This window comes from Caballeronia sp. LZ001, from assembly GCF_031450875.1.
Lineage (GTDB): Bacteria > Pseudomonadota > Gammaproteobacteria > Burkholderiales > Burkholderiaceae > Caballeronia.
On record NZ_JARTVX010000004.1, the window covers coordinates 3,373,501 to 3,399,228 of the forward strand.

25 protein-coding genes, 1 tRNA gene and 2 riboswitches are annotated in these 25,728 nt (G+C 59.6%); of the genes, 20 read left to right on the forward strand and 6 right to left on the reverse strand.

Annotated features, from left to right (window positions below):
- Window positions 1-77: 77 nt before the first annotated feature.
- From P9292_RS26700 to P9292_RS26725, 6 genes are read left to right on the forward strand one after another with little or no spacing between them, the layout of a single operon-like run.
- Window positions 78-281: a hypothetical protein gene (locus tag P9292_RS26700; RefSeq protein ID WP_309844888.1), complete on the forward strand. Its 204-nt coding sequence runs from the start codon at window positions 78-80 to the stop codon at window positions 279-281.
- A complete protein-coding gene (locus tag P9292_RS43275; RefSeq protein WP_409015199.1) occupies window positions 278-865 on the forward strand; it encodes a hypothetical protein in 588 nt (195 codons plus the stop codon). The genes P9292_RS26700 and P9292_RS43275 overlap by 4 nt, the downstream gene beginning before the upstream one ends.
- On the forward strand, window positions 858-1,286 hold the full coding sequence (locus P9292_RS26710) for a hypothetical protein (RefSeq protein ID WP_309844883.1): 429 nt from the start codon (window positions 858-860) through the stop codon (window positions 1,284-1,286). The genes P9292_RS43275 and P9292_RS26710 overlap by 8 nt, the downstream gene beginning before the upstream one ends.
- On the forward strand, window positions 1,279-1,509 hold the full coding sequence (locus tag P9292_RS26715) for a hypothetical protein (protein ID WP_309844882.1): 231 nt from the start codon (window positions 1,279-1,281) through the stop codon (window positions 1,507-1,509). The genes P9292_RS26710 and P9292_RS26715 overlap by 8 nt, the downstream gene beginning before the upstream one ends.
- A complete protein-coding gene (locus P9292_RS26720; RefSeq protein WP_309844881.1) occupies window positions 1,506-1,736 on the forward strand; it encodes a transcriptional coactivator p15/PC4 family protein in 231 nt (76 codons plus the stop codon). The genes P9292_RS26715 and P9292_RS26720 overlap by 4 nt, the downstream gene beginning before the upstream one ends.
- Entirely contained in the window at window positions 1,733-4,060 is a 2,328-nt protein-coding gene (locus P9292_RS26725) for an AAA family ATPase (protein WP_309962069.1), read from the forward strand. Before P9292_RS26720 ends, P9292_RS26725 begins: the two co-directional genes overlap by 4 nt.
- Window positions 4,061-4,685: 625 nt before the next feature.
- Here the strand turns inward: P9292_RS26725 and P9292_RS26730 are convergent.
- From P9292_RS26730 to P9292_RS26740, 3 genes are all read right to left on the reverse strand, one after another.
- Window positions 4,686-5,024 carry a hypothetical protein gene (locus P9292_RS26730; protein WP_309844879.1) on the reverse strand — a complete coding sequence of 113 codons (339 nt, stop codon included), beginning with the start codon at window positions 5,022-5,024 and terminating at the stop codon, window positions 4,686-4,688.
- A 31-nt stretch (window positions 5,025-5,055) separates the two neighbouring features.
- Window positions 5,056-5,721: a hypothetical protein gene (locus P9292_RS26735; protein WP_309844878.1), complete on the reverse strand. Its 666-nt coding sequence runs from the start codon at window positions 5,719-5,721 to the stop codon at window positions 5,056-5,058.
- Window positions 5,722-6,581: 860 nt separating this feature from the next.
- Window positions 6,582-7,412 (reverse strand): hypothetical protein, encoded by an 831-nt coding sequence (locus P9292_RS26740; RefSeq protein WP_309844877.1) that lies wholly within the window; start codon window positions 7,410-7,412, stop codon window positions 6,582-6,584.
- Window positions 7,413-7,712: 300 nt separating this feature from the next.
- Here P9292_RS26740 and P9292_RS26745 point away from each other — a divergent pair, with 300 nt between their 5' ends.
- From P9292_RS26745 to P9292_RS26775, 7 genes are all read left to right on the forward strand, one after another.
- On the forward strand, window positions 7,713-7,919 hold the full coding sequence (locus P9292_RS26745; protein WP_309962071.1) for an HNH endonuclease signature motif containing protein: 207 nt from the start codon (window positions 7,713-7,715) through the stop codon (window positions 7,917-7,919).
- A gap of 164 nt (window positions 7,920-8,083) precedes the next feature.
- The gene (locus tag P9292_RS26750) at window positions 8,084-8,473 is read left to right on the forward strand and encodes a hypothetical protein (RefSeq protein WP_309962073.1); all 390 of its coding nucleotides are present in this window, start codon (window positions 8,084-8,086) and stop codon (window positions 8,471-8,473) included.
- Window positions 8,470-9,984, forward strand: coding sequence for a terminase TerL endonuclease subunit (locus tag P9292_RS26755; protein ID WP_309962075.1), 1,515 nt, complete (start codon window positions 8,470-8,472; stop codon window positions 9,982-9,984). The genes P9292_RS26750 and P9292_RS26755 overlap by 4 nt, the downstream gene beginning before the upstream one ends.
- 212 nt (window positions 9,985-10,196) lie before the next feature.
- Window positions 10,197-11,924 (forward strand): phage major capsid protein, encoded by a 1,728-nt coding sequence (locus P9292_RS26760; protein WP_309962077.1) that lies wholly within the window; start codon window positions 10,197-10,199, stop codon window positions 11,922-11,924.
- A 12-nt stretch (window positions 11,925-11,936) separates the two neighbouring features.
- Window positions 11,937-13,271 (forward strand): phage portal protein, encoded by a 1,335-nt coding sequence (locus tag P9292_RS26765; RefSeq protein WP_309962079.1) that lies wholly within the window; start codon window positions 11,937-11,939, stop codon window positions 13,269-13,271.
- The gene (locus P9292_RS26770; protein ID WP_309962080.1) at window positions 13,252-13,575 is read left to right on the forward strand and encodes a head-tail connector protein; all 324 of its coding nucleotides are present in this window, start codon (window positions 13,252-13,254) and stop codon (window positions 13,573-13,575) included. The genes P9292_RS26765 and P9292_RS26770 overlap by 20 nt, the downstream gene beginning before the upstream one ends.
- A gap of 29 nt (window positions 13,576-13,604) precedes the next feature.
- The gene (locus tag P9292_RS26775) at window positions 13,605-13,907 is read left to right on the forward strand and encodes a phage head closure protein (RefSeq protein ID WP_309844867.1); all 303 of its coding nucleotides are present in this window, start codon (window positions 13,605-13,607) and stop codon (window positions 13,905-13,907) included.
- Between the two features lie 364 nt (window positions 13,908-14,271).
- Here the strand turns inward: P9292_RS26775 and P9292_RS26780 are convergent.
- Window positions 14,272-14,347: transfer RNA gene (locus P9292_RS26780), tRNA-Arg, on the reverse strand.
- Window positions 14,348-14,651: 304 nt separating this feature from the next.
- Between P9292_RS26780 and P9292_RS26785 the strand changes: the two genes are divergently transcribed.
- Window positions 14,652-15,551 (forward strand): cytochrome c5 family protein, encoded by a 900-nt coding sequence (locus tag P9292_RS26785; protein ID WP_244826577.1) that lies wholly within the window; start codon window positions 14,652-14,654, stop codon window positions 15,549-15,551.
- A gap of 195 nt (window positions 15,552-15,746) precedes the next feature.
- Here the strand turns inward: P9292_RS26785 and P9292_RS26790 are convergent, their stop codons facing one another.
- The gene (locus P9292_RS26790) at window positions 15,747-17,834 is read right to left on the reverse strand and encodes a UvrD-helicase domain-containing protein (protein WP_309962082.1); all 2,088 of its coding nucleotides are present in this window, start codon (window positions 17,832-17,834) and stop codon (window positions 15,747-15,749) included.
- Window positions 17,835-18,145: 311 nt separating this feature from the next.
- On the opposite strand from P9292_RS26790, the gene P9292_RS26795 reads away from it, so the two are divergent.
- Window positions 18,146-19,189 carry an oxidoreductase gene (locus tag P9292_RS26795; protein ID WP_250509653.1) on the forward strand — a complete coding sequence of 348 codons (1,044 nt, stop codon included), beginning with the start codon at window positions 18,146-18,148 and terminating at the stop codon, window positions 19,187-19,189.
- A 187-nt stretch (window positions 19,190-19,376) separates the two neighbouring features.
- Here the strand turns inward: P9292_RS26795 and P9292_RS26800 are convergent, their stop codons facing one another.
- Entirely contained in the window at window positions 19,377-19,583 is a 207-nt protein-coding gene (locus P9292_RS26800; protein ID WP_309962085.1) for a hypothetical protein, read from the reverse strand.
- A 57-nt stretch (window positions 19,584-19,640) separates the two neighbouring features.
- Here P9292_RS26800 and P9292_RS26805 point away from each other — a divergent pair, with 57 nt between their 5' ends.
- The 5 genes from P9292_RS26805 (at window position 19,641) to gcvP (ending at window position 25,584) form a co-directional block, all read left to right on the forward strand.
- A complete protein-coding gene (locus tag P9292_RS26805; RefSeq protein ID WP_309962087.1) occupies window positions 19,641-20,144 on the forward strand; it encodes a hypothetical protein in 504 nt (167 codons plus the stop codon).
- Complete coding sequence (locus P9292_RS26810) at window positions 20,141-20,533, forward strand: hypothetical protein (protein ID WP_309844857.1); 393 nt, start codon at window positions 20,141-20,143, stop codon at window positions 20,531-20,533. The genes P9292_RS26805 and P9292_RS26810 overlap by 4 nt, the downstream gene beginning before the upstream one ends.
- A gap of 105 nt (window positions 20,534-20,638) precedes the next feature.
- Window positions 20,639-20,752: riboswitch (glycine riboswitch) on the forward strand.
- A 22-nt stretch (window positions 20,753-20,774) separates the two neighbouring features.
- Window positions 20,775-20,893: riboswitch (glycine riboswitch) on the forward strand.
- A gap of 125 nt (window positions 20,894-21,018) precedes the next feature.
- The gene (gcvT, locus tag P9292_RS26815; RefSeq protein WP_309962089.1) at window positions 21,019-22,140 is read left to right on the forward strand and encodes a glycine cleavage system aminomethyltransferase GcvT; all 1,122 of its coding nucleotides are present in this window, start codon (window positions 21,019-21,021) and stop codon (window positions 22,138-22,140) included.
- 75 nt (window positions 22,141-22,215) lie between these two features.
- A complete protein-coding gene (gene gcvH, locus P9292_RS26820; RefSeq protein WP_244826571.1) occupies window positions 22,216-22,596 on the forward strand; it encodes a glycine cleavage system protein GcvH in 381 nt (126 codons plus the stop codon).
- A 57-nt stretch (window positions 22,597-22,653) separates the two neighbouring features.
- The gene (gene gcvP, locus P9292_RS26825) at window positions 22,654-25,584 is read left to right on the forward strand and encodes an aminomethyl-transferring glycine dehydrogenase (RefSeq protein ID WP_309962091.1); all 2,931 of its coding nucleotides are present in this window, start codon (window positions 22,654-22,656) and stop codon (window positions 25,582-25,584) included.
- Window positions 25,585-25,728: the final 144 nt, after the last annotated feature.

Consider the following 25,728-nt stretch of genomic DNA (forward strand, 5'->3'; position numbering starts at 1 on the left):
ACAGGAGTATCGGCGCTCTCTAGACTCGCTTCACGGTTGTTCATTTGAGCAACCTAGTATTAACGAAGCGAGGAAATATGGAAGCAAGTTACACAATCCCGCAGTTCTGCGCGGCATATCACTTCAGCCGCGTCTATTACTACACGCTGAAAGCGCAGGGAAACGGCCCAAAAGAATTGCGACTAGGGCGGCGCGTTGTCATCACGCGCAAGAGCGCCGAGGAGTGGGAAGCGCTAATGCTGGCTAAGCAGACTTCAGACTTGGAGGGCCAGCGGCAATGACGACCGAAAAAATGCTGGCCCGAAGGCCAGCAAAAAGCGTTTTTGGAGGATACAGCGCTGTCATCTTAGAGAAGCGTGGCCGTCGGCACCATCAGTCGCGTACGAAAATCACTGGCTTGACGAAGTCGGAATCAGTCGTCTATCCTGTGAAACGCGGGAGGAGACACCTCTCGCTCGGGATTGCAGTCTCGATCAGCAAAAGGCGGACAACCGCCGACCGGCGGTATTTTTTCGTCCGCTGCCATGCGTTCGCCTTCAATGGCCGGGCCTTGGTGGGGGAGCGCTCGCGCTCGCCGGTTTCCTTTTGCACCGGTACTGCAACCCTGCCTTGTGCCTGGCCACCCCAATTGCAGTTGGGGGCCGGGTTCGTTGAACCTGCAAAAGGAGGCCGCACCATGCGACTCGCTCTCCCCGCTCGTTCTGAGCAAACCATCCCCCTCGTCTACATCGACATCCTTCAGTGCGCCCAGCGTGCATTGCGTGAAGCCACGTTGGCCGCTTCCGACCTGGATGCACTCGACATCACCGGAAATGCGCTTCGTCAGCTGGTGGACATCGCCCGTGCGGAGGTGCGTCATGACTAAGATCACAGAAGCGATTGTTCTGCGGCACACGACGGCGGCGGGCTTGATCGACTTCTTCTTCGAGCGCTTCGATACGGCCCATGCGTCGGACAGTGAATTGGAATACCTCGCGGGCTTCACCGGCACAGTCGCTGACATGGCTGATTCGCTGTCTACACTCACTGCGGGCATTGGTATGTTGGTCAGCGCTGATAGTCGGTCGGAGAACAAGCACCTTCGTACCGAAGCACTGCAAGGCAAAGATGAACCTGTTCTGCTCTTCCACGTTGCGGCCGAGATCGAATTGATCGCTCGTATCGCTGAAATAGCGGCGGACTCCAATTGCTACTTGCAGCGACGGTTGACCGACCGTCTCAAAGTCGCACGTTCTAGTCGTAGCTGTTTCGATGAGTACTCCTCACAGGAGGCGAACCATGGCTAATCGTTACGATCTCGCCGCCAAGGCATGGCAGATTCACGATGTCCTGCAAACCCTTTCGGCCGCACTTCCAGAAGATCAAGCGGGATGCATTGTTCCCGTGCGAGGCGTCGTGCACCTGTTGATCGATCAGGCACAAGAGGTTGCCAACAAGCTATCTGACCTGGCGTGTGGGGGAGATGAAGCGCGCGATAAGAACGTAGGCGGTTCGAAGGAGGACGTATGAGTACGGTCGATCAAGACAAGATGGTGATGGAGGTTCAGAAGAACGCGACGCAACGCGTTCGTATCTCGCATCGCTGGTACAAGGGCCGTCAGTACATCGATGTTCGTCTGGTGGTTGTCGATATGGCGGGTGAGTTCGTGCCGACTCGTCAGGGCATTATGCTTCGCCCGGAATTGCTGGGGCAGGTCATTCAAGGGCTGTCGCTGGCCGCGCGGGAGGTTGCATGAGCGATCTCGTGAATGTGGAGGCTGTCTTTGCAGACGCGCTGACAGGCGCTGGCTTCAGCGCCCCTGAAATCGTCGCGGATAGCACGATTCATCGTTTTGCTGGCCCCGAAGATAAGCGGGGCAAAAAGAGCGCTTGGTATGTGCTGCACAGCAGCCGCTTCGGTTTGGGGGCATTCGGCGATTGGAAGACTGGGTACAAAGAGAATTGGTTTGGGAGAGCCGAATCGACTTTAACGGTGGAGGAGCGCAAGCAGTGGAAGCGCGAACAGCAGCAGATCCGCGCAGCCGTCGAGCAAGAGGCGAAAGCCCGTAGGGCGGAAGCCGCAGCGAAGGCCAAGCGCATTTGGGCGAAGACGCGCGAGGCCACCGACGACAACCCCTACTGCGTTGCTAAGGGTATCAAGCCATACGGCCTGAAAGAGTTTAAGGACAAGCGCACGTTGATCGTGCCTCTTCGTGACTCAAGCGGCCAGATCGTGAGCGTGCAGTTCATCCATGCCGACGGCACGAAGCGGTTCTTAACTGGCGGCGCGAAAAAAGGTTGCTACTACTCTTTCGGGCCGAAGCCTGCGGATCGCATCATCATTGCCGAGGGTTTCGCTACGGCGGCGAGCCTGTTCGAGGCGACCGGCTTGCCGGTTGCCGTTGCATTTGACTCCGGCAACCTCAAGCCCGTAGCACTGGCAGTAAAGGCTAATTTGCCGACTGGATGCAAGATCGTAATCGCAGCCGATGACGACGTTGAAACGGCGGGCAACCCAGGCATCACGGCCGCCACCGATGCGGCGAAGTCGGTGAATGGTTTGTTGGCCGTCCCCGACTTTGGTGAAAACCGACCAACGGGCGCCTCAGACTTCAATGATCTCGCACAGCATGAGGGCAATGAGGCGGTCAAATCGCGTATAGCGGGCGCAAGAGAGCTCCGTATGACGAGAAGTGTCGCGAAGCGCTCGACGCCCACGGTGAACCTCTGTTGTGCGGCGGACGTGGTTCCTGAGCCGATTCACTGGCTCTGGCCGGAGTGGCTTGCAGCCGGAAAGCTGTCGATTCTGGCGGGACAACCGGGGTGTGGCAAGACGACGATCGGCATTTCGCTGTCTGCTGCGATTTCGAACGGCGGGCAATGGCCAGACGGCACGCAATGCAAGGAGCCCGGCAACGTGCTGATCTGGACCGGAGAGGATGGGCTCGCAGATACGCTGGTGCCACGTCTTATGGCTGCGGGCGCAAATCGGCAGCGCGTGTTTTTCGTTCAGTCCGTGACCAATGCGGATGGTGAGATACAACCCTTCGATCCGAGCCGCGATGTTCCCATTCTGTCCGCGCGTATCGACTCAATCGGCGGCGCGAGCCTACTTGTCGTCGATCCGGTTATCAGCGTGGTGAGCGGCGATTCGCACAAGTCCGGTGACGTGCGCAAATCGTTGCAGCCTCTGGTTGATCTGGGAGCAACCCACAAGTGTGCAGTTCTCGGCATCACACACTTCAGCAAAGGCTCAAAAGGCTCGGCACCGATTGAGCGAATTCTTGGCTCGCAGGCATTCGGCGCGACAGCCCGGACGATCATGATTGCTGGCAGGGATGAGTCTTCGGGACGGCGCATCTTTGCCAAGTCGAAATGCAACATTGCGGGTGACAGGGGCGGCTTCGAGTATGCGGTCGAGAATCTGGACTCGTCCGAAGGGTTGGCGTCGAGCCGGATTGTCTGGGGTGAGCCCATCGACGGATCGGCCAAGGAAATCTTGCGTGAACTCGAGGCCGATGACCCCGAGGGTGAGCCGCAAGAAGAGCGGGAATCGAAGTTTGAGCGCGCCCGCTGCATGCTCTACGAATGGCTTACACCTTTCATGAGCACCAAAGAAATGAAAGCTGCGGCGCAGGCGGAAGGGATCAGCTGGCGACGGATTGAAGCAGCAAAGGCAGCAGAAGTTTGCGCAGGAAACAAGATTCGAGCCGTAAAGCAGGGTAATGCTTGGGGCTGGATTTGGGACCATTACGCGGTTAAATACGGGAATTCAACTCCGCAATCGGTGCGCTATTCAAGTGCGCAAGAAATTCAAGTCCGCAAAAGCGCTTGCGGAGTTGGGATCGTTACTCAGCAAGGGATTGCGGGCAAGTCCGCAACTCCGCAGTCACTTTCAGTAGTTGCGGAGTTACCTGAAAAACAAGGCCAAGATCAAGCCAAGTCCGCACTCCCTCAAAACCTTTGCGGTCTTGCGGACTTGCCCGCAAACCCATACGCAGCAAGGGATTCAACTCCGCAATCAAGTCCGCAGCGCCAGAACGATTGCGGAGTTGACCATCAGCATGGAGAAACGCGATGACGCTTTCGAGGGATGGCGAAGAATTGCCCTCGTTGAGGCGGCTTCACTTAAATCGAAGTTTGTATCGAATGACAGGATAGGGCATGAATAGCGAACAGATGTTCAACCTTTCGGAATAGATCGCAGCTTGCTGTCGCTGTAAGGATGCGTTCGAAGATGAGTTAGTCCAGACGGCGGCGCTTGAAGCGGCGTATCGGATCTTTCTACCGAGAGCCGGGAACTGACGAGTCGGGAATCGAAAACGGTATGGAGAAGCTCATTCTGCTTCGCATGCTCAACGAATTTACGAAGCGCGAGCCTACCTCTATCGCGTTGGCTTTCTGACGATGACGTCTATCGCACGCGCTGGACTTCGACATGTAAGGAGTGAGGAATGACTACTGCACGAGGCACAGCTATAAGTGCGTTCGGTCTGTTAGACACTCCAGGGTCGGAGACCCCGCGACCGTGACGCTGTTCCGCTTCAAGGCCTTTCGCCCCCATCTATTCAGTACGGATTGGGGGCGGCCAAAACGGCCCTATTCGTCGGAAGACGACTGAGCCCCAAGCACGGAAGAAGCGAATTTCTCAAGATCCTGAGTCGTAAAAAAGAATCGTGCCAGTTCGCCTTTTCCAATTGCTCCGATTAGGGTTCGTTCCACCATTTCGGCGTTTTGTAATAAATTCCCAATGCTTTCACATGGTTCGCAAAATCCGCCGACGTTATCGTGCAATAGGCGGTAACTTGCTCTCCAAGCCTCATAGCCATAGTCGCCAGGCGAAACATGTTTGTGTCGAAACAGGTATGCATTTTGAGGTTCCGATCGCTTGTTGGGTCTTCGATAGCCAACATGAAAACCTCGGTTGACGAATTGGGATGATCAGATGTGTTACGCTGCTCAGCAAAAAGGGCGACAATCCGGCCGGTGAGTATATAGTCGCAACCTAAAAACCCGCGCAAGTCTTCGTGGTGATTCGCGTTCAAAAATATCTCCTTTTCGCAAATAGGATAAAAATCAAAGATCTAAACACAACAAAATCTGAGTTGCGCCGGTATTTCCGCAGAGCACTTCTGATAAGTACCCGTACTGACCATGCAAAATATTTGCACAATAAAAGGTAGGCGGAAATTGTGTGAAACGTAGCGGCAAATTGACATAAAAGAGGATAGACACTTCGTCGGGCGGATCAAAAGCTATTCCACTGGAAGATGGTCCTGAGCCTCGGGCACGCCATCGGGTGTTCGACCAGCTAACATCACTGTCAGGAGAAATCTCGGTTCCTGAAACTATGTCCTCTGATTGAACATATCTTGACGTGATGTAACGTCTATAAATTCCCTCTAGTGCCCCCAAGATATAAAGGTCGTTCGCATAGCCTTGATAAGTCCCGTTCGACAAAAATCGTTCACGGTGGTCCGTCAAGTGCTGTGCTATTGACGCGCCCAGGCTACGAAAATCCGTAGTGCCGTTGACCTGATATACAAAGAACGTTGCGTTATTTTCTCTAGCGAGGGCCCGCGCCAGCATAACTGCCTCGCCATACGTTTTGAGAGCTTCTATAAATCCACTGTCAGGCGCGCCAGTCAAATATGCCGATAAGCTGGGTTGAAAATGAGGCGGACTAATTCTTAACCCGTTGGCGAATGCGTCATCAATAGAAACAGTACTGACGACGTACACGTAGACTCCTCGCTGCAGTAGACTAAATCTCACTTCGACCATCGCTCTCTCCTAATCCGAATAGGTCATTTGTTTGCTGTAACCATTGCTTAGTGCCTCACATTTGTTGGAAATCGCCGCTGACGGTCTCGTCCGTTAAGTCCTTTCGCAAAATATCTGCACGGCAGCCGAGCTCGGCCGGCACTTGCGCTCACGCGGCGGCGAAAAAGTGGCGAAGTGGATCGCGCAAACCCGCGTCATTGCTCGATTGCCACATTCCTGTATGTCATCCGCCTTGCAAGACGACGGCCGACCATCCGCTGAAAGCCAATCAGCAGCTGTAATAATTGGACGTCTTATCGTCTCATACCGTTCTCCATATTCCGCGAGCTTTGACACGCGCTACACCTTTGACGCGAACATGACTATTTATCACTGCAACTACTCTTCCATTTAAACGCTCATGAAACGTAATTGACAAATAGTCCCTAATTGTCACTCCGAGATCGAAATTCAGACTATTTGAGCAAAGTAAAGCTGTCATTCCTTCGCTATTTAAGAGTCGCAGCGGTAAATTTTCAAGCCTGTAACTCTGGATCCTAGGAAACTCGGCAAACGAACCAGTGAATATGTAGTCTTCCAGGATGATCAAAATCCTTCTGGTTTCCGCGTGCCATTCGACACTACATCGGCGCTCGTAGGTTGTACTAATCATTGCTATTTCATAACATTGAAAGGCAAGTGGTCGTGAAGAGCATTTTAAGACGCTGCTGACTAGCCAGACGCTTCGAAGAGCGAGGCTCAAGGACGCGTTCTTACGACCTCTGTAAATGTCTGCATGTCATCGGCCGCCTTGTGTGCGACCGCACTGATAACTCGCATCAGAAATGTCTAAACGACCCATGCGCTTTCTGCGCACATTGATCGGTGTAGCAGCCTGTAACGCTAGATATAGCTACTGGGCGAGTGGCGAGAACGACGCCGGTTAGCGTGTCTTTAGAATAGTTGGGGCCTGACACGTGAATTGCCCTAACAACAAGTGGCGATTCCTCCTCAATGGTGAGAATAGAAGTCGTCTGCCCACTCTTCGGCATATTGGTATATTCCGCAATTCCGGATGCCGTGTAATTCCGGTTCATCGGCGTTATCCCAGACGGCGCTCTTAGGTTTATCAGCACCTGCTCCAAATTGGCCGACGGCCGACGATTCAAATCAGCTTCCGGCACTTGATTTATTTGCATTGCGGTGCCAATCGGATAACCGATGATATCGTCCGGTGTACTTATGCTTTTGACTGCGGCTGGCCTCCCTGACAGATTTGCATCCGGACTAGCGCCCGTCGTGCAGAGCACTGCATCACTGTCTTTCAATGACACGAACACGTCGGCCTCATCGGTCATGTCTTCAGCGCCAAGGTTGGCGCAATACCGCCGATGCAACTCGTTGAGTTCCGGCGGCCGCGAGTGCGGCTTAATCTTAAATGAACCGTCGGCAACACGCTCCATAGGGATTTTTTTCAGAACAGTTTTTGGAAGGTACCCAACCAGTACTCCGTCAATAAGCTTCGTTTTATAGGCGGGAACTTCAGCTTGTGCGGCTGAAGTAACCAATATCGCAACGATGTAAAGGACTTTAATCGCTTGATTTAATCTCATTGCAACTCCCAATGGAAAGTTTTCTCCATAGAACAGGGTCAGATTTGCGGCTGGCACTGCCCTCGAGACAGACGCATTAAACATCAGACGAGTAATGTGGCAAAGTTTACATGCCTAAGCACGGAGTTTTATAGTGGATTTAATTTGCGTAAAACTCGGTGAATTAGAATATTTAAGCGATTTTTACGATTTTCTGTGTACATTGATTTATGTTTTTTGATATATAATGTTTTTTATTGCTTTTTTAGATATATCAGGCGGCGATTGTCATACCCGTGTCACAGATTTCCACAGCGCACACGAGGCAGGAGATGGCTTCGCGTCCGCGCTCGCATCCTAAAGCGTGACCCGATCTGTGTGCGCTGTGCATCGGCAGACAGGGTTAGGGAATCGGTGATCGTTGACCACATCATCCCGTTGGCTCATGGCGGCACGGACGATGAATCGAACCTGCGCGGGTTATGCGCAGTCTGTCACGAGGCAGTGACACGCGAGCAGTTCGGGTATCGGGATCGCAAGGCGTTCGGCGCGGACGGACTGCCGGTCGATGGAGAGTGGTCGTGACGGGTCATTGGACGAATAACGGGTGGCGGGGGTAGGTCGATTTCTGGCAGTGCTGGGGGCGGACACCGAGCGTTCCCCTTCGCGACCATAAACGTGGACAAAAAAAGTAAAAAATGGCTCAACGGGGAAGGAAATCCGCCGCATCGCTGGCAATCGCGCCAACGGTGCCAATCGCGCTCGAACAGCGTCTTGCGGCCCCGCTTCACCTGAGTGACGCGGAGCGAGCGGTATGGTTGGAGCTCGTCAGCGACCAGCCGGCCGGCGCATTCAGCGCGACTCACGCTCCTTTGCTGGAGATGTACTGTCGGCACGTCGTCAATGCACGAACGATCGCCGATGAGCTGCTCAACTTCGAGCGCGCATGGCTTGCGCGTGACGATGGTCTGAAACGCTATGACCGGCTGCTGGCGATGAGCGAGCGTGAGAGCCGCGCGGCCTCGTCACTCGCCACGCGTCTTCGCATCACGCGGCAGGCCGTGGAGCACCCGACGACCGCCGGGCGGGCGATTGCCAATCAGAAGAAGGCGAGGAAACCATGGGAGCTGCCCACGTGAGCACCCGTCGTCGGCTCGCGCGCAGCAAACGCAACATTGAATGGATCGAGGCGCACTGCCGGGTACCCGAAGGCCGTCTTGTCGGTCAGCCGGTCAAGCTCACGAAGGAGCAACGGCGCTGGCTCAAGCGGATCTACGACACGCCCACGCGCACCTTCATCCTGTCGATGGCGCGCAAGAACGCCAAGACCGCGCTCTCCGCGTTTCTCGTGCTGCTGCACCTCGTCGGGCCTGAGGCGCGCGTCAACAGCCAGCTCTACAGCGCCGCTCAATCGCGCGATCAGGCGGCGGTGCTATTCGAGCTGGCGGCGAAGGTCGTGCGCATGTCGCAGGAGCTCTCGCAGTATGTGACGATCCGCGATACAGCCAAGGAAATGCTGTGCGCTGAGCTCGGCACATTTTTCAAGGCGCTCTCGGCAGACGCGTCGACCAAATTCGGTCTCAGCCCCGCGCTTGTGATCCACGATGAGCTCGGCCAGGTCAAAGGTCCGCGTTCAGAGCTGTATGAGGCCCTGGAGACGGCGAGTGCCGCTCAGGAGAGTCCGCTCTCGGTGCTCATCAGCACGCAAGCGCCGACCGACGCAGATTTGCTGAGTCTGCTGATCGACGATGCGCTCACTGGCGCTGATCCGCTTAATAAGGTCGAGCTCTACACGGCGCCTACTGATATTGATCCCTTCAGCGACCGGGCAATTCGCCTGGCTAATCCGCACTTCGACGTGTTCATGAATCAGGCCGAGGTACGTCGCATGGCAAACGACGCGAAACGCCTGCCGAGCCGCGAGGCCGCCTACCGGAACCTGATACTCAATCAGCGGGTCGAGGCGCGCAATCCGTTCGTCGCGAGCGCGATCTGGATGGAGAACGGCGAGCCGCCAGCGGACATCGACGGTGAGGAGGTCTCGGGTGGCCTCGATCTGTCAAGCGTGAGCGATCTGACCGCGCTCGTGCTGGTGTCAGACGCAGGCGACGTGCATCCGACATTCTGGTTGCCTGAGGAAGGCCTTGCCGAGAAGGCCCGGGCCGATCGTGTGCCCTACGACGTGTGGGCGCGTGACGGCGTTTTGCAAACCACACCTGGTCGCGCGATTGAATACGAGTTCATCGCCGAGCATCTGCGCACGGTATTCGACCGCTGTCATGTGAAGGCGCTGGCGTTCGACCGGTACAACATGCGCTTTCTGAAACCGTGGCTTGAACGAGTCGGCTTCACCGAGGAGGAACTGAGCCGTTTTGTCGAGTTTGGGCAAGGCTTCGTGTCGATGTCACCCGCAATTCGCGAGCTCGAAGCGCGACTGCTCGCACGCAAGCTGCGCCACGGCCGACACCCCGTGCTGACCATGTGCGCCGTGAACGCGGTGACGGTCTCGGACCCTGCGGGCAACCGCAAATTCACCAAGCAGAAGGCCACAGGGCGCATTGACGGGATAGTAGCGCTGGCGATGGCAGTGGGCGCAACGCAACTTAATGCGGAGGAAATGGAGAAAGAACCGCAGATGTTCTTCATCTAGGCATTGAAATTGCATTAAATGCGTGTTATACCGCATCGATGCACAATTACTATCGACCAATCCCGGTTCTAACGCAATTCGTTGCGAAGAACACGCCCGTACCGTCGAATAAAGCGTTCTCCCGACTTCAGGTCAAACGCCTCGACGAGGATTCCCGCACCCTCACCGGTATCGCCAGCACGCCTACTCCTGATCGCGTGGGCGATGTTGTCGTGCCGGATGGCATCCAGTTCAAGACGCCGTTTCCGCTGTTGTGGCAGCACGACCCGCGTCGGCCGATCGGCACCGTGACGAAATTGACTGTGACCCAGGCGGGCGTCGAAGTCGAGGCAAGCATCGCCCCCGCGGGGACTGCGGCCTACATCGACGAGGCCTACAGCTTAATCAAGGCGGGGCTCGTGCCGGGACTGTCGATCGGCTTTCGTCCCATCGACGCGGAGTTCGACCGCTCAACCGGGGGCTTTCTCATCAAGGCGTGCGAGCTCTTCGAAATCAGTGCCGTCACCATCCCGGCGAGCGCCGACGCCGCCATTCAAACCATCAAATCGCATGACAGCGCACACGGGGCTATGCCCGTCGTGCGCTTGAGCGCATCTCGCCCCAAGGAAACCGATATGACCATCGCAGAACGACTCAAGGCTGTCGCCACCCGGCGCGCCGCCCACCTCGAACGACGCAAGGCGCTTATGGACGCGGCCGCTGCCGAGGGCGAGCGCACGCTCAATGACGACGAGTCGGCCGAATACGACCAGCTCGGCCTTGAACTGAAGTCGCTGGACGCTCACGAGGTGCGGCTCAAGGAGCAGCAAGCCCTTGAAGCGAAGTCGGCCGTGCCGGTCTCGGGCGGCCCCGCCTCGCACGCCCCGATCATGCTTAAGCCAAATGTAGCCAAGGGCACGGCTTTTACACGCTACGCCATCGCGCTGATGCGCTCCAAGGGTAACGTCATGCAGGCCGTCGAGATCGCCAAGGAGTGGAAGGACTCGACGCCTGAGGTCGAGTTGGTGCTCAAGGCGGCGGTGCAGGCGGGGACCACCACCGATCCGGCGTGGGCCAAGCCGCTGGTGGAGTATCAGAGCATGGCGAGCGAATTCATCGACTTGCTGCGCCCGGCCACGATTGTCGGGCGCATCGAGCACTTCCGGCGCGTGCCGTTCAACATCAAGGTGCCCGGTCAGGTCACGGGCTCCTCGGTCAACTGGGTCGGAGAAGGCAAGCCCACGCCTGTCTCCTCCTTGGCCTTTAACACCACCTCGCTCGGCCACTCGAAGGTCGCGGGTCTGGTGGTCATGACCGAGGAGCTGGTGCGCTTCTCAAGCCCTAGCGCCGAGGCGCTGGTTCAGCAAGACCTGATCGCAACGGTGGGCGGCTTTCTTGACGGCCAGTTCATCGATCCGAAGAAGGCCGAAGGGGAGTACGGCGTCTCGCCCGCGTCCATCACGCATGACCTGAACCCGATCAAGGCATCAGGCGTCGATGCGGCGGCCGTGCGCGCGGACGTGAAGGCCGCATTCGACGCCTTCATCGCGGCCAATCTATCGGTCGCCAAGGCGGTCTGGGTCATGTCCGAGAGCACGGCGCTGGCGCTCTCGATGATGCACAACGCGCTGGCGCAACCGGAGTTCCCGGGCCTCACGATGGCGGGCGGCACCTTCTTCGGGCTTCCTGCGCTGCTCTCGCAAACCGCCGGCGACATGATGATTCTCGCCAATGCGTCGGAAATCCTGCTGGCTGACGATGGTGATGTGACGCTCGACGCGAGCCGCGAGGCGTCGGTCGAGATGGAAAGCGGGCCTAAGGGCGGTGCCACGCAGCTCGTCTCGCTCTGGCAGAACGGCTTCGTTGCGATGAAGGCCGCGCGTTTCATCAACTGGAAGCGCCGCCGCACGCAGGCTGTCCAGTACATCACGGGCGTGAAGTACGGCGCGCCCAAGGCTTAAGCGGAATCATTGATGCGCCTGTTTCCGTGGCATAACAAGTCGGCTCCTCGCGCCTCGGTCGTCTCGGCCCGGTCAGTGCACAGCGCGCAAGCTGTCCCGGTCGGCGCAAACAGCTTTATCGGCATGATCCGCGAGGCGTTTGCGGGCGCGTGGCAATCCGGCGAAACGCTCGACTGTCGAGAGAATCTGCTGGCCTTCTCGGCCGTCTACGCGTGCGTCGATCGCATCGCCTCGGACATCGCCAAGCTTGGCGTGCGCTACGTCAGGCGCGAGGGCGTGATCTGGCAGGATTACCGTGCGCCGCGTTTCACGACGCCACTGCGCCGCCCGAATCCGTATCAGAACCGCATCCAGTTCATCAAGGCGTGGCAAAGCTCCAAACTACTCTTTGGCAACGCTTACGTGCTGCTAATGAGAGACGCGATGCGCAATGTTATTGCCATGTACGTGCTTGATCCGACGCGCGTGCGGCCATTGGTGGCCACAAGCGGCGCGGTGTTTTACCAACTCGGCACGGATGCGCTCAGAGGCCTGCCCGAGCAAATCACGGTTCCCGCCTGCGAAATCATCCACGATCGGGGCATTTGCCCATGGCATCCGCTCATTGGCGTGTCGCCTATCGTGGCGGCGGCCGCCGCCGGCACGATGGGCAACCGTATCCAGTTCAACAGCCGCAAGTTCTTCGGCAACCTGTCGCGCCCCGGCGGCATCCTCTCGACCGACGGCAAGATCAGCGATGAGACCGCCAACCGCCTCAAAACGCAGTGGGAAACGAACTACAGCGGCGAGAACGCCGGACGCGTGGCCGTCGTCGGGGACGGCCTGAAATACGCCACCGTCATGATGAGCGCCATCGACGCACAGCTCATCGAGCAACTCAAATGGGCGGTGGAGGATGTCGCGCGCTGCTATCACGTGCCGCTCTACAAGATCGGTGCGGACCCGACCGGCTCGAAGACGGCGGCCAACATCGGCGCGCTTGAGCAGTCCTATTACACCGACTGTCTGCAAGCGCCGATCGAGGAGCTCGAGCTTTGCCTGGACGAGGGGCTTGACGTGCCAGACGGGCAAGGCTTTGAGGTCGATGTGCGGGATCTGTTGCGCATGGACCCGGTAGCACGCTACGACGCGCATTCCAAAGCGGTGGGCGGCGGGTGGATGATGCCGAACGAGGCGCGCGCGGCCGAGAACCTGCCGCCGGTCGCAGGCGGCGACACGCCCTATCTCCAGCAGCAGAACTTCGCGCTCTCGGCGCTGGCCGCGCGCGACAAGCAGCCCGCGCCAAGCAGCACGGCCGCGCGCACCGAACCGAACGAGGAGCCGACCGATGGCAACGAGCCCGAGTAAGCCGCTGGTGTCGATCACGCGTGCCTGTGCACATTTGCGCGTCTCGCTCGGTGAGGATGACGCTGCCATCAACGACCTCATCAGCGCGGCAAGCGACATCGTGATCGACTATCTGAAGAAGCCCGCGCCTGAGGAGTGGAAAGTCGAGAGCGATTTGACGCCGAGCACAGTGCCGGGACCGGTTCGCTCGGCTGTGCTGCTCGTGCTGGGGCACCTGTACGCCGATCGCGAGGGCGGCGCAAGTCCAATCAGCCCGGCGGTCGAGTCGTTGCTTATGCGCTTTCGTGATCCGGCGGTGGCGTGATGCTCAGAGCTGGCTCACTCAACCGGACGGTGCGCATCGAACGGCGTGCCAAGGCGAAACCACAGGATTTTGAAATACGCTGGGAGGAAGTAGCGACGGTGCCCGCAAACATCCGCATGCTCAGCGGCAAAGAGATGATGGCGTCCAACGCAAACATTTCGATGGGCACGGCGAGCATCCGCATTCGCTATCGCACAGATGTGAAGGCGGGCATGCGCGTCGTCCATGGTGACGCGGCGTTTCACGTGACCGCCGTGTTGCCCGATTATGCGAGACGTGAGCATGTCGATCTCACCTGCGAGACGAGCAGCATCGATATGCCGCCAAGCTGACCTTACCTAGGCGTACCCCCGATTCGAGGACAATTGCCAACCAGAACGCCCTAAACGGTCTATCTTGGTTGTTCGGCCATGACGGTTGTTTTGGCTTGCTCGGCAGCCAGCGATTGCAAAGCGTGTCGATGGGACGAAACCTCAGCGAGAAAGTATCGGCAGCAAACGGCCCCTGAGATCATTGCTGCAAGTACGGCAATTCGAAAGATATCTTTCGTCACCTTTATACGCATCCCAATCCACGCGTCCTGTGGGCAGATAGAGAAGCCGCAGCCGAAAGTCCATGATCGGCCCTCGTGCGGCCCTGCTCAACGATCGCCTTTGCTTTTGAGCCAGCTAATCGGGCGGAAACCCTTGTCAAGCTTGGCGCGCCCGGCTGGGATCGAACCAGCAACCCCTGCCTTCGGAGGGCAGTACTCTATCCATTGAGCTACGGGCGCGTTGACGAGGATCTTGGCTGCGGGGGACGCTGGAGAAGCGTCTGCAAGACCCATGCGAATCCGAGAGAATACCTGTTTTCGATGAATCCGTCCATCGCGCGGCCTGCGCGAGCGCCTTTCGTGGAAGCTCGGAACCCGCGCCGGTTCGGGTAAACGCGCGTGAAACCAAAGCAGGCGGCCCACGCCCTGCGTTAAACGTTCCGTCTATAATCGACCGTGCCCTCATACAGAAGGAGGGCACTCGCGGTAGCCACACGCTGTCACTGAACCGACTCACCTAGAAAAAACGGGAGACGAGACAAGCATGAGCGAAGCACCCCACGGAGCCCCAATAAAAACACCCGGCCAACTCATCGCGGCGGTGATCGCGGGGTTTGGTATACCGGTCGCCATCATCATCCTGCTCGCGGTCTATGTGAATAACTCGACTCGCACCGGCGCCGGCACCGACCTCGAAGCTTCGGTCAAGGAACGTATTGCACCGGCCGCTCAAGTCGATATCCGCGACGCCAACGCGCCACGCGTCTACAAGACCGGCGAACAAGTCTTCAAGGCCGTGTGCTCGGCCTGTCACGCGGCAGGAACCGCAGGCGCGCCCAAGTTCGGCGATGCCAGCGCCTGGGCCCCGCGCATCAGCGAAGGCTACGACACGCTTCTGCATAACGCGCTCAACGGCAAGGGCGCCATGCCCGCGCGCGGCGGCACGAGCCCTGACGACTATAGTGACTTCGAAATCGCTCGCGCAGTCGTCTACATGGCCAACGACGGCGGCGCCAAGTTCCCCGAACCGGCTCAACCCGCTTCTGGCGCAACGGCAGGCGCCGCGGCTCCCGCAGCCGGAGCATCCGGCGCGGCGGCTGGCGCGAGTTCGACGGAGAACGCTCAGGCTGCGGCGGCAGTCGCCGCGCTGGCATCGGTGCCGCAGGCGGCTGCTCCGGCAGCGGGCGCGCAAAGCGCCGATGCATCGCAAGCCGGCAAGGCGCTCTATGAGCAGGTTTGTCAGGCGTGCCACGCGGCCGGCGTGCTCAACGCACCGAAGTTCGGCGACAAGGAAGCATGGGCGCCGCGCTTGAAAGATCCGATGGACACCGTCTACAACTACGCGCTGCACGGCAAGGGCGCGATGCCGGCGAAAGGCGGATCGAACGCATCCGATGCGGACGTGAAAGCCGCCGTCGATTACATGGTGAATGCTTCGAAGTGAATGGCGGCGGTAAAAGCCCTGCGTGCGTGTGAGCGTCGCGGGGCTTTGCTTTTACAACGCGATATTCGCCGAACGAGGAGTTAGCCGGCTTGTCGTTCGACCGTAGCCACCGGGACCGCGTCTGCAGCTTTGAAGCGCAGAAAATCTCACGCATACGCTCGACGCGCTTCAAGACTGCCAAGCGCGCAGCGCTCATCACCCCTTCTGCAACATCGCCTTCAACATCGCCATCCGATCCTTCGGCGACAACGGTGCTTCGTCGGCCGTCGGCGGCGGTGCATCGTCGAGCAGCATCTCGGGGATGAAGCGCGATGGCTCGCACACCACCGTTTCCCGCGCGCGCTTGCGCTTCTTGCACCAGTTCAGATGCAGGCTGCGCTGCGCCCGCGTGATCGCCACATACATGAGCCGCCGTTCTTCCTCGATACGCGCGGAATCCACTGGCGCGTCATCGTCCGAACTGCCGCGATGCGGCATGATGCCTTCCTCCACGCCCACCAGAAACACGTGCGGATATTCGAGCCCCTTCGAAGCATGCACCGTCGATAGCCGCACCGCATCCGGATCTTCATCGCGGCCTTCGAGCATGGACATCAGCGCGACGGTTTGAATCAGGCCGAGCAGATTTTTCCCGTCATCCGAAAGACCGTCGGCCGTATCGAACCCGGTCTGTTCCGCTTCCGCCGATGGCTCCGGCTTCGTGCCCTTCCGCTTGAGCCACTCGCAGAATTCGAGCACGTTCTGCCACTTCGATTGCGCCTGCCGTTCGTCGTAGGCATCGTAGAGATACGCTTCGTAGTGGATCGCTTCCATCATGTCGTCGAGCACGGTGCTCGCCGGTTCGCGCGCGGCGCGGTCCGACAGCCTGCGAATCCACTCGCAAAAAGTGCGCAGCGGTTCCACTTGCCGCGCCGACAAGCGCGCCTCGATACCGCCCATGAACACGGCCTCGAAGAGCGACACCTTCGCCGCGCCGGCGAACGCGCCGAGCGCTTCGAGCGTCGTGTTGCCGACACCGCGACGCGGCGTCGTGATCGCGCGGATGAACGCGGGATCGTCGTCGGGATTCGCGATCAGCCGCAAATACGCGATGATGTCCTTGATCTCGGCGCGGTCGAAAAACGACTGCCCGCCCGACAGCACATACGGAATGCGCTCGCGCCGCAAAACCTGTTCGAAGATGCGCGCCTGAAAGTTGCCGCGATACAGAATGGCGTAGTCGCGAAACGCCGCGCGCCGTTCGAACTTGTGCGCCGACAGCCGGAACACGACGGACTCCGCTTCATGCTCTTCGTCATTGCAACCGGTCACGGTGATGCTGTCGCCCATGCCGTGCTCGGACCAGAGCTTCTTCTCGAACAGTTTGGGATTGTTGGCGATCACATTGTTCGCCGCTGTCAGAATCCGCACCGTCGAGCGATAGTTCTGCTCCAGCTTTACCACATGCAGTTTCGGGAAGTCCTTGCTCAACTGTCCGAGGTTTTCCAGCGTGGCGCCACGCCAGCCGTAAATGGCCTGATCGTCGTCGCCCACGGCGGTGAAGGCGGCGCGCGGACCAGCCAGCAGCTTCAACAACTCGTACTGACAGGCGTTGGTGTCCTGATACTCGTCGATCAAGAGATATCGCAGACGGTTCTGCCACTTATCGCGAACCTGCTCGTTTTCGGCGAACAGTTGCGCGGGACGCAGGATGAGATCGTCGAAATCCAGCGCCTGATACGCATGCAAGGTCGCCGCGTAGCTCCGATAAACAATCGCCGCCTGATGCTCGTCTTCGTTGTTCGCGAGCACGGACGCCTGATCGGGCGAGACCATCGCGTTCTTCCACAGCGAGATGATCGACTGCACCTTGCGGATCAAGCCCTTGTCGGTCGTGCCGAGCTGCTCCTGAACCATGCCGAAGCAATCGTCCGAATCCATGATGGAGAACTGCGGTTTAAGGCCGACATGTTCCGCTTCCTGACGCATGATCTGCACGCCGAGCGAGTGAAACGTGCAGATGGTCAACTGATTCACGGGCACCTTGCGGCCTTCCTTGCCGGGCGTCGTGAGCGTTTTGCCTTCGAGCAGCTTCGCGGTGCGCTCGCGCATTTCGAGCGCGGCCTTGTTGGTGAAGGTGAGGGCGGCAATGTGCCTAGGCTCGAAGCCGCGTCCTTCGATCAAATGCGCGATCTTCTGCGTGATCACGCGCGTCTTGCCGCTGCCCGCACCGGCGAGCACGAGACAGGGACCGTCGAGATAGCGCACGGCTTCGCTTTGCGCGGCGTTCAGACCTGCGGACATCGTTTTGGACTTTGAGTTGAGGCTCGCGGCGGCGCCGGTGCCTGATGGACTGCGCGCATCGCAGCGACGCGCGTGCGACCGCAAAAAATGCGCGAGAGCGCGATGTTAACACGATAGAACGCGACGGGTTTTGGCCCTCGTTCGTTTGGACGATGGGTGGCGCTCGCGATTGCGTCTTGTCGCCAAGCGGGACCATCGTCCGTCAATCGGCGGATGATCGTGACGCCGCCGTGAACAACGCATCGAGCGCGCCGCGTCCAACTGACATGCCACAATATCCAGCCGGATTACCGATTCAAAGGACGCCAAGCATGAGTTCAAAACTGAAAGTCGGCGTGATGGGCTATGGTCTGGCGGGCGCGACGTTTCACGCGCCGGTCATCGAACACTGCGGCCGCGCGGAGGTAACGGCCATCGCGACGAGCCAGGCCGAGCGCGCCGAGGCCGATTATCCCGATGCACGGATCGTCGCCGATTTCGATGCGCTCCTCGCCATCGACGCGCTCGATTGCATCGTCATCGCCACACCTAACGACACGCACTTCGACCTCGCGCATCGCGCGTTGTCGGCGGCCAAGCATGTGGTCGTCGACAAACCCGTGACGCTTTCCTCGCGCGATGCCCGCACGCTCGCCGATCTCGCCGCATCGCGCGGGCTTCTGTTCGCGCCGTTCCACAATCGCCGTTGGGATGGCGATTTCATGACCGTGCGCGCGTTGATCGAAAGCGGGCGGCTTGGGCGCATCACGCATTACGAATCGCATTTCGACCGCTTTCGTCCGAAAGTGCCGCAGCGCTGGCGTGAGGAAGCATCGCGCGGCGGCGGCTTGCTGTTCGATCTCGGGCCGCATCTGATCGATCAGGCGCTGACGTTGTTCGGCGCGCCCGCGACGGTGACGGCGTTCGTGAAGGCGCATCGCGACCACGCGCATGCGCCGGATTACGTGCATCTCGTGCTCGGCTATGCGGATAAGGAAGTCGTTCTGCATGCAAGCGCGCTCGCGGCGCTCGATCCGCCGCGTTTCACGATTCACGGCACGCGCGGCAGCTATGTGAAGAGCGGGCTCGATGTGCAGGAAGATCAACTGCGCTCCGGCATGCGGCCGGGGCATTCGGAATTCGGCAAGAACCCGCCGGGCTTGCTGCGCGAAGTCGATGGCGATCACGATCTGCGTCAGGCTTTCGCCACCCGCGACGGAGCGTATGTGGAGTTTTATCGGGCGCTAGCGGGGGCCGTGCTGGACGGCAAACCGTTCCCCGTTAAGCCGCAGGATGCGGTGGACGTGATGGCGATCATCGAGTTGGCTATTCAGAGTGAAAAGGAAGGGCGGCGGGTGGAGTTTGTTCGACATTGACGAAGCGGCCTTTGCGCTCACTCGAACGATTGCGGCAATAATTCCGTGCCTTCCAGCAGGGGCATTTAATTCACAATAAAGAGACAAACGCCTGGCGCGATCGAGGCGGTAATATTTCGAATCGACCGCAAACGAATATCCGGAGTGCGTTCCCTTGAATGTCCCGAAAGCTGTTGCAACAGAATGGCTATGCGATCTGATCGATATGGTGATCACGGCGCAGAGCAACGAATTCCAGGTAAGGCGCATCGAGCGAGAAGCGCTTGCGTTCTTGAGCAAGGGCCGCGAACGTCCTGAGATATGTTGGCTCGTACTCGCATTCACCGCGTTCCTCCGTGGTGATCGCGACGAATGCGTTCGTTGCTCCGAAGCCGCGCAGGCATTGGTGAGGCATGACGTCACCATTCTGACCAATGTGGCGTCGCTAATGTGCGATCTCGGAGAGCCGCGCATGGCGGTGAACTACGCGCGCTTGCTCGCCGATACGCAGCGTAGCGACCCGACAGGCCGGATCAAGGCAGCGCGTGTATTCGTCACGGCGCTGCAGGTCGAAGAGGCGGCGGCAGTCATGCTTGCTCATGATCTCAATGCAACCGTTGCCGAAGGCGATGCGGAGCTACCGCGCGACATCGAAGCGACGGCACAGATCTTTCTTCGTTGCGGCGTCGATGCCGAGCAACGGCTTGCTTTGTTGGAAACGGCGGTCGAAGCAATCCGCTCGCAGGGCTGCATGATTCGCGGCAGCAGGTTGATGATTTACGACGACACAACGAGATACGAGCTTTATGTCGACGAAACTGCAAGCCAGTGTGGAAACGTCAACTTTGCGATTGCCGAGGCATTGACCACGACCTTCGATAACGCGTACCCAGAGGTGATTACCTTCGTCTGTCGCCCTGTTGGTTCGCTTAGTGCGCTTGCCTCCCGCAGTGCGCTAATGGAGGTGGTGCAATGAGCATCGAGGTTTCCGATCTTCTGCATCTTGCGCAGCAGTTGTCGGCAGGCAATAGCGAATGTGAATGGCGATCCGGCGCGTCGCGAGCTTATTACGCCGCTTATCACAAAACGCTTGCCGTGGCGGACGCCTGCTTGCCGTCAACGCGCGAGGTTGCCGGTCAACATGAACGGCTGACAAATCGGCTCATGACCGTAGGGAACAAAGGCCGCGCGCTGGCCTACGTGCTCATCGACCTAAAAAAAGTGCGTACGCACGCGGATTACCATCTCACGGAGCCGTTTAGTCAGCACGACGCCACCGACCTCGTCGCGAACTGTCTGGCGTTCTTGCCGAAAACCGATGCATTTCAGGGGCAAATCAACTCGACCCTGTCAACGACGTTCTGAGGCCGACGCATGGCGAGGCATCGTCGCCAGCCACAACCCGCTCCACCGCACACTCAGCCCCGTCCGAATCCGTTTGACAAGCCCAATTCGGTCGCGTAAATTCGGCCGCACGCGTCGGGAGAGCGCGTGGCTTCTGTCGATTCCAAAATCGCCAAGCGAGCCGCGCCGCCGAAGGGGCACACCCACAAACTCTCAGGCAAAAGGACCGGCCGCGTCGAAGAAATCGCCCTTTCGGGCAATTTTTTCGCACTCTGGAGAGCGGCAGCGGCATCGAACGATGTCAGCAGCCCACCGAAGGGGCGCGCGACGGATTTTTTTGATCCGCGCAATCTCTCAGGTACCGAGGACAGAGGGGTCACGCATCGCAACCGCCAGCCGGTATGCGCTTTGCGCTGCTGAAATTCAGCGAGCAAAGGCATAGTCCGCGGCGAAGGCAGATATCTGCGCGCTGCGTGGCCTTTTTTGTTTCGCGAACCGAGGCCCCGATGACCGCTCTTCAACACACGCCCTTGCATGCCGCCCACCTCGCGCTCAACGCGCGCATGGTCGATTTCGGCGGCTGGGACATGCCCGTCAACTACGGTTCGCAAATCGACGAACATCACGCCGTCCGAACCGACGCGGGCATGTTCGACGTATCGCACATGCGCGTCGTCGATTTCGAAGGCGACGCCGTTCGGCCCTTCTTTCTGCACGCCATCGCCAATAACGTCGACAAGCTGACGACGCCCGGCCGCGCACTGTATTCGTGCCTGCTCAAGACCGACGGCGGCGTCATCGACGATCTGATCGTCTACTACTTCTCCGAAACGAGTTTCCGCGTGGTCGTGAACGCGAGCACGGCGGATAAAGACATCGCGTGGTTCCAGCAACTGAACGCGGAAGGTGGTTTCGATCTGTCGATCCGCCCGCGCGGCGATTTCGGCATCATCGCGGTGCAAGGTCCGAATGCACGCGAAAAGGTCTGGCAAGTGCTGCCGCAGACGCGCGCCGAAACCGAATCGCTCAAACCCTTCAATGCGGCGAAGTTCGCAACCACGCCCTTCGGCGAACTGATGCTCGCGCGCACCGGCTACACGGGCGAGGACGGCTTCGAGATCGTGGTTTCCGCCACGAACGTGGAAGCGCTGTGGAACGCGCTCCGTGAAGCCGGCGTGAAGCCCGCAGGCCTCGGCGCACGCGACACCTTGCGTCTCGAAGCCGGCATGAATCTCTACGGCCAGGACATGGATGAAACCGTGTCGCCGCTCGACGCCGGCCTCGCCTGGACCGTCGACCTGAAAACCCCGCGCGATTTCGTCGGCCGCGCCGCGCTCGAAGCGAACGGCTCGCAGTCGAACTTCGTCGGGCTCGTGCTCATCAAGGAGAACCGGCGTGCGGCTGGCGTGCTGCGCGCGCATCAGAAGGTCGTCACGGCGCACGGCGAAGGCGAGATCACGAGCGGCACGTTTTCGCCGTCGATGCAGGAGTCGATTGCGTTCGCTCGCGTCCCGACGCAAGTGGCGATCGGCGATACGGTGCAAGTGCTCATCCGCGACAAGCAAGTTGCCGCGCGCGTGGTAAAACTTCCGTTCGTGCGCAACGGCAAGACGCTCGTGAGCCTTTGAGGCCCGACAGCGGACGAACGTGGCGCGCGCCATCCGATCACGAATCCCACGAACGAATTACGCAAGGAGCATCCAATGAGCATCCCGGCCGATCTGAAATATACCGAATCGCATGAATGGGTCCGCGCCGAATCCGACGGCACACTGACCATCGGCATTACCGATCACGCGCAAGAAGCGCTGGGCGACATCGTGTTCGTCGAACTGCCCGCGGCGGGCAAGGCAGTCGCGGCGGGCGACGCCATCGCGGTGATCGAATCCGTGAAAGCGGCATCCGATATTTACGCGCCGGTGTCGGGCGAAGTCGTCGCCGCGAACGACGCGTTGACTTCGTCGCCGGATTCGGTGAATGGCGCACCGTACGAAAGCTGGCTCTTCAAGATCAAGCCGGCCGCCGACGCCAGTCTCGACAAGCTGCTCGACGCCGAAGGCTACGGCAAGTCGATCGGCGAATAACTCATCTCAATGACGAAAGCGGTTGCGTTTCCAACCGGCCGCTTTGCAGGAATTCACATGAAGCTCGAACATCCGGATCACCTGATGAACCGCACCTCCCTGTCCCTCGCCGCGCTCGAATGCCATGACGCATTCGCGGCACGGCACATCGGTCCCGGCGATGCCGACCAGCGCGCCATGCTCGACGCGCTCGGGTTCGCATCGCGCGCGGCGTTCATCGACGCGGTGATTCCGGAATCGATCCGCCGCCAGGAAACGCTGCCGCTCGGCGCGTTCACGCAGCCGAAAAGCGAAGCGGAAGCGCTCGCGTCGCTGCGCAAGCTGGCGAACGAGAATCTCGTGTTTCGCACGTATATCGGCCAGGGTTATTACGGCACGCACACGCCGGGCGTGATTCTGCGCAACGTGCTGGAAAATCCGGCGTGGTACACGGCTTATACGCCGTATCAGCCCGAGATTTCGCAAGGGCGTCTGGAAGCGCTTCTGAACTTTCAGCAGATGGTGATGGATCTCACGGGTCTCGCCATCTCGAACGCGTCGCTGCTCGACGAAGCCACCGCCGCCGCCGAAGCCATGACGCTTCTGCAACGCGTCGGCAAGCCGAAATCGAACCTGTTCTATGTGGCCGACGACGTGCTGCCGCAGACCATCGAAGTGGTGAAGACACGCGCTAAGCCGGCGGGCATCGACGTGCACGTGGGACCGGCCGCGGATGCCGCGAGCGCGAACGCATTCGGCGTGCTGCTGCAATATCCCGGCGCGAATGGCGACGTTCGCGACTACCGCGCGCTCGCCGAAGCGGTGCATGCGGCGGGCGGTTACGTGATCGCCGCAGCCGACTTGCTGGCGCTCACGCTCATCACGCCGCCAGGCGAATGGGGCGCGGACGTGGCTATCGGCAATACGCAGCGTTTCGGCGTGCCGGTCGGCTTCGGCGGTCCGCACGCGGCGTACATGGCCGTGCGCGACGAATTCAAGCGTCAGATGCCGGGCCGTCTCGTCGGCGTGACTATCGACGCGCAAGGCAATTCCGCGCTGCGTCTCGCGCTGCAAACGCGCGAACAGCATATCCGCCGCGAAAAGGCGACGTCGAATGTCTGCACGGCGCAGGCGCTGCTCGCGATCATGGCGAGCATGTACGCGGTCTATCACGGCCCGCAGGGTCTCAAGACCATTGCGCTGCGCGTGAATCGCGTCGCGTCGGTGTTCGCGGCGGGCGTGCGAAAGCTCGGCTACGCGCTGACCAACGACACGTTCTTCGATACCGTGACCATCGAAAGCGGCGCGAGCACCAACGCGCTGCATCAGGCCGCTTACGCCGCGCATGTGAATCTGCGTCATGTGAGCGTGAATCGCGTCGGTGTGTCGCTCGATGAAACCACGACGCGCGACGATCTCACGAAGCTCTTCGCGCTGTTCGCCGAAGTCGCGGGCAAGAACGAGACGTTCGATATCGACGCACTCGATGCATCGCTTGCCGATCCATTGCCCGCAGATCTCAAGCGCACGAGCGAATACCTCACGCATCCGGTTTTCAATCGCCATCATTCCGAGCACGAAATGCTGCGCTATCTGCGCAGTCTCGCGGACAAGGACCTCGCGCTCGACCGCACGATGATCCCGCTCGGCTCCTGCACGATGAAGCTCAACGCGACCTCCGAAATGCTGCCGGTCACGTGGCCCGAGTTCGCGCAGATTCATCCATTCGCGCCTGCGGAACAGACGGTCGGCTATCGCACGATGATCGATCAGCTCGAACAGATGCTCGTCGCGTGCACCGGCTATGCGGCGGTGTCGTTGCAGCCGAACGCCGGTTCGCAGGGCGAATACGCCGGCTTGCTCATCATTCACGCGTATCACGAGTCGCGCGGCGAAGGGCATCGCAATGTGTGTCTGATTCCGGCGTCCGCGCACGGCACGAATCCGGCTTCGGCGCAGATGGCGGGCATGCAGGTCGTCGTCGTTGCATGCGATACGAACGGCAACGTCGATATCGAAGACCTGAAGGCGAAGGCCGAAAAGCATTCGGCGAATCTCGCGGCGATCATGATCACGTATCCGTCGACGCATGGCGTGTTCGAGCGCAACGTCCGCGAAATCTGCGAGATCGTGCACGCGCACGGCGGCCAGGTGTATGTCGATGGCGCGAACATGAATGCGATGGTCGGCCTCACCGCGCCCGGCCAGTTCGGCGGCGATGTCTCGCATCTGAACTTGCACAAGACGTTCTGCATTCCGCACGGCGGCGGCGGACCGGGCGTGGGTCCGGTCGCGGTTGGCGCGCATCTGGCCAAGTTTCTGCCGAATCAGGCTTCGACCGGTTACAAGCGCGATGACGCGGGCATCGGCGCGGTATCGTCGGCGCCTTACGGCTCGGCCGCGATCTTGCCGATCTCGTGGATGTATATCGCGATGATGGGCGCGGAAGGTCTCACCGCCGCCACGGCAAGCGCGATTCTTGCGGCCAACTACGTCGCGAAGCGCCTCGCGCCGCATTATCCGGTGCTGTATAGCGGGCCGGGCGGGCTCGTCGCGCACGAATGCATTCTCGATGTCCGGCCGATCAAGGAATCGAGCGGCATCTCGGTGGAAGACGTGGCCAAGCGTCTGATCGACTACGGCTTCCACGCGCCGACGATGAGCTTTCCGGTGCCCGGCACGCTGATGGTGGAACCGACCGAATCGGAGTCGAAGGAAGAGCTGGATCGCTTCATCGACGCGATGATCGCCATTCGCAACGAGATTCGCGCGGTGGAAGAAGGCAGCGCGGATCGCGAAGACAACGTGCTGAAGAACGCGCCGCACACGGCGGCGGTCGTTACCTCGGATACGTGGGACCACAAGTACACGCGTGAAGCGGCGGCGTATCCGCTGAAGTCGCTCGTGACGCGCAAGTATTGGTCGCCGGTTGGCCGCGCGGATAACGCGTATGGCGACCGCAATCTGATGTGCTCGTGCGTGCCAATCTCGGAGTACACGGACGAGTAATCGATCAAAACCGCGCAACTGCCCGGAAACGTCAAGCATTGTCGGGCGGTTTTGCAGCGCGAGTCAGAAGGGCTAACATCTCACCCCGGACCAAAAGCCAAAACAGGGAGTTCATATGGCGACAAGGGTGCGAGAGGTGAACGA